This window comes from Oribacterium sp., from assembly GCF_057249185.1.
In genome coordinates, this window is record NZ_DBHIGR010000209.1 from 1 (window position 1) to 3217 (window position 3217).

At 39.7% G+C, this 3217-nt stretch carries 5 protein-coding genes; all 5 read left to right on the forward strand.

Going from position 1 to position 3217, the window contains the following annotated elements:
- A partial coding sequence (locus ACO4PX_RS09475) for an alpha/beta hydrolase (RefSeq protein WP_485572425.1) occupies positions 1-841 on the forward strand: 841 nt, incomplete at its 5' end.
- Between the two features lie 22 nt (positions 842-863).
- A complete protein-coding gene (locus ACO4PX_RS09480) occupies positions 864-1730 on the forward strand; it encodes a DMT family transporter (protein ID WP_485572427.1) in 867 nt (288 codons plus the stop codon).
- A 214-nt stretch (positions 1731-1944) separates the two neighbouring features.
- The gene (locus ACO4PX_RS09485; RefSeq protein WP_304072831.1) at positions 1945-2211 is read left to right on the forward strand and encodes a type II toxin-antitoxin system RelB/DinJ family antitoxin; all 267 of its coding nucleotides are present in this window, start codon (positions 1945-1947) and stop codon (positions 2209-2211) included.
- On the forward strand, positions 2211-2474 hold the full coding sequence (locus ACO4PX_RS09490) for a Txe/YoeB family addiction module toxin (protein ID WP_485572429.1): 264 nt from the start codon (positions 2211-2213) through the stop codon (positions 2472-2474). Before ACO4PX_RS09485 ends, ACO4PX_RS09490 begins: the two co-directional genes overlap by 1 nt.
- 277 nt (positions 2475-2751) lie before the next feature.
- On the forward strand, positions 2752-3217 hold a 466-nt coding region (locus ACO4PX_RS09495), incomplete at its 3' end, for a cupin domain-containing protein (RefSeq protein WP_485572431.1).

Here is a 3217-nt window from a genome sequence, read left to right on the forward strand (position 1 = left end):
AGAAAAAATAGGAATGGAGAATATAGGAATGGAAAAAGAGCTGAAAATATCGTCCTTTTCCGTAGAGGGAAAGAAAGCGACACTGTATCAACCTCTTGAAAGTATGGTGGAGAAGAAATTAAATCAGGCGAATACAAATATCAGACTGAACACGAATGGTCAGACTATGGAAGCAAAAGCTTTGAGAGGGAAATTATCAGAAGTCAAATCATCAGAAGTTAAATTATCCTCTCCTCTACTGATTCTTCATTGCTTTTCCGAAGAGGAAGAGGCGGTGGTAAAGCTTTTGCAAGGGCAGGAGTACTTTACATTTCCGCTTCTTTGTATCAACAACTTGGAATGGCAGAAGAACATGTGCCCCTGGGATAGTCCCGCTCTTATTAAAAATGAGAAGGATTTTATTGGCGGAGCGGATGAATATTTGTTCCTTTTAGAAAAGGAAATTGTTCCGAGGGTAGTAGAAATTCTTGGAGAAGAGCCTACATATTATGCCTTAGCCGGATATTCCTTGGCCGGTCTTTTTGCCCTATATGCCGGCTATCGAAGTCCTTTATTTTCTCGAATTGCCTCTGTCTCCGGCTCCCTTTGGTATCCGGACTTTGTTTCATTTGCCAAGGAGAAGAAAATGCTGAGAACACTGGAGAAGCTGTATTTTTCTTTAGGAACAGAGGAAGCGAGGACCAAGCATGCCGTCCTGTCCACAATAGAAAGCAAAACCCGGGAACTGGTAGAGTACTACCAATCCCTAGGCTATAGTGTGAATTTTGAGCAAAATCCCGGAAACCATTTTTGTGAAGTGGAGCAAAGAATCGAAAAGGGGATTCGGTGGATTATGGAGTAAAAGGGAAAGCAGAGTTGTGTAAATGAAAGAAGAAATCAGATTAGAAAAAGACCGTAAAATAAAGGGAATCATTTCCATAATCCTTTCGGCGGCAGGTTTTGCAGGTATGTCCTTCTTTGTAAAGCTTTCCGGAGATCTGCCTACTATGCAGAAAGCAATGTTTCGAAATTGTGTGGCAGCTTTGATTGCCTTTATAATGATGCGAAAGCAGGGAATCCACTATGCTGTCCCAAAGGAGCTTAGGATTCCTTTATTGCTTCGCTGCTGTTTTGGAACCTTCGGTATCCTTTGCAACTTTTGGTCGATTGGCTACTTGAAGCTGGGGGATGCTGGCATTTTACAAAAAATGGCGCCCTTCTTTTCCATAGTAATGTCTATCTTTATTCTGGGAGAAAAACCCAATAAGATGGCGACTGTGTCCGTCTTATTAGCCTTGCTGGGTGCTGCCTTTGTGGTGAAGCCCGGTCAGGGAATTGTGGGACTTCCCGCGCTGGTGGCACTTTTTGGCGGTTTCTCAGCAGGAACAGCCTATACCTATGTGAGAAAGCTGGGATTAGGTGGTGTGAAAGGACCGGTAGTGGTTTTTTCATTTTCCCTGTTTTCGGTGCTGGTCTTGCTTCCGTTTTTTGTCTTGCAATATAAGCCTATGACTGTGCAACAGACTATCTTTTTAATTTTGGCAGGATGTAGTGCGGCGGTGGGGCAGATTTTTGTGACTAAGGCCTATGCCTATGCCCCTGCAAAGGAGATTTCCGTCTTTGACTATTCTCAGGTACTCTTTGCGGCTGTTTTGGGCTTTGTGGTCTTTGGGGAAATTCCGGACGTTTATAGCTTCGTGGGATATGCCCTCATTTTTGGAACAGCTCTTTGGAAATGGAAGCAGAGTTAGTTGATAAAGAGTTAATATTTCTTTAAAAGAATTATGAAGAAACCATCTTGATTAAGCGAATCAATTTTCACTAATTAGTATGGTGATTTACTTTATAATGCAAATTACCAAATTAACAATAATTATATATACATTGCATTGAAAATATAATACAATGTATATATAATACATAGAAAGTGATTCTAAAATTCAATACAGATAAGGAGGATTTCTTATGGCACAGACGAGTATTAGCGTTCGTATGGATGAAGATTTAAAGAAACAGTTTGATGAGTTTTGTTCTGATGTGGGGATGAATATGACTACGGCATTTTGTATTTTTGCTAAAACGGTAGTTCGTGAAAGGAGAATTCCATTTGAAATTACTACAGAGAGAGACACTTTTTATAGTAGTGAACATTTAGCTACTTTGGAAAGACGAGTTGCGGAGATGAAGGCTGGATATAAGATACATGAGCATGAGCTTATTGAGGCCGAATAATGAGAAAAATATGGCATGATGAAGCGTGGGAGGAATATTTATACTGGCAGGGACAAGATAAGAAAACACTAAGAAGAATAAATAAAATTTTGAAAGACATAGATAGAAATGGATATAATTGTATTGGAAAACCGGAAAAATTATCAGGTAATTTGTTCGGTTTTTGGAGTGCAAGAATTGATGAAAAAAATCGTATTGTTTTTCGTATTGTGGGAGATATGCTGGAAATTGTAGAATGTGGTTCTCATTATGGCGATAAATAATGTATCTAATTGTAGAAAGCATCTGTATGAGATATATCGGTAAAAATTCTTTTTTGCTTTTGTTAGATTCATTTGTTGCATTTGCAACAAATGAATCGCATATATTGTATACAATAGACTTTGTAAGAAGGATTTAAAGATGCAAGCCCTTTATAAATCTAAAGTTTAAAGCGTTTCTAGGGCAAAACTTTTTAGAGCTTAAAGAGACTTCAAGAGCAATGTTTTAAAGCTTAAAACATTTTCAAAATCAAAGTCCTTCAGTAAAGAAAGGAGGCTTATGAAAGAAAAAGTCGGAGAAGTGTTTTCCATAGCAAGAGAGAATCCACCGGTACGGGGATGTACCGTCTCCAAGCAGATTCATCCGGGAGAAAACGCCGTTATTTATTTTTCCATGGCGGAGAGGACGGATATTAGTGCAGAGCTTTATCCCTATCATAAGCTACTTTTCGTAGCGGAGGGGGAGATAGAAGTTTATGGAGAAGGAGATGGGAAGTTCCTTTCCAAGGGGCAGGCCATTCTCACCCCGGTGGAGAAACCGGTGGGAGTCCGTAGTGAAAAGGGCGCAGTATACACAGAAATTTCCATAAGGAGGGAAGATTTTATGAATGAAGCAGTAAAAGCAGGTGAGGTTTTTCGTTTGGCAGACTTACTCCCCTATCAGGAGGGTAAGATTGTGAACATGGACTTGATGCATAATGAGAAAATGAAGTTTGTGCTGATGTCCTTTTCTGAGGGAACCGGTC

Bases quoted from the DNA above. Each gene is read 5' to 3' on its own strand.
- ACO4PX_RS09480 (WP_485572427.1), top strand. From the start codon at position 864: ATGAAAGAAGAAATCAGATTAGAAAAAGACCGTAAAATAAAGGGAATC.
- ACO4PX_RS09490 (WP_485572429.1), top strand. From the start codon at position 2,211: ATGAGAAAAATATGGCATGATGAAGCGTGGGAGGAATATTTATACTGG.
- ACO4PX_RS09485 (WP_304072831.1), top strand. From the start codon at position 1,945: ATGGCACAGACGAGTATTAGCGTTCGTATGGATGAAGATTTAAAGAAA.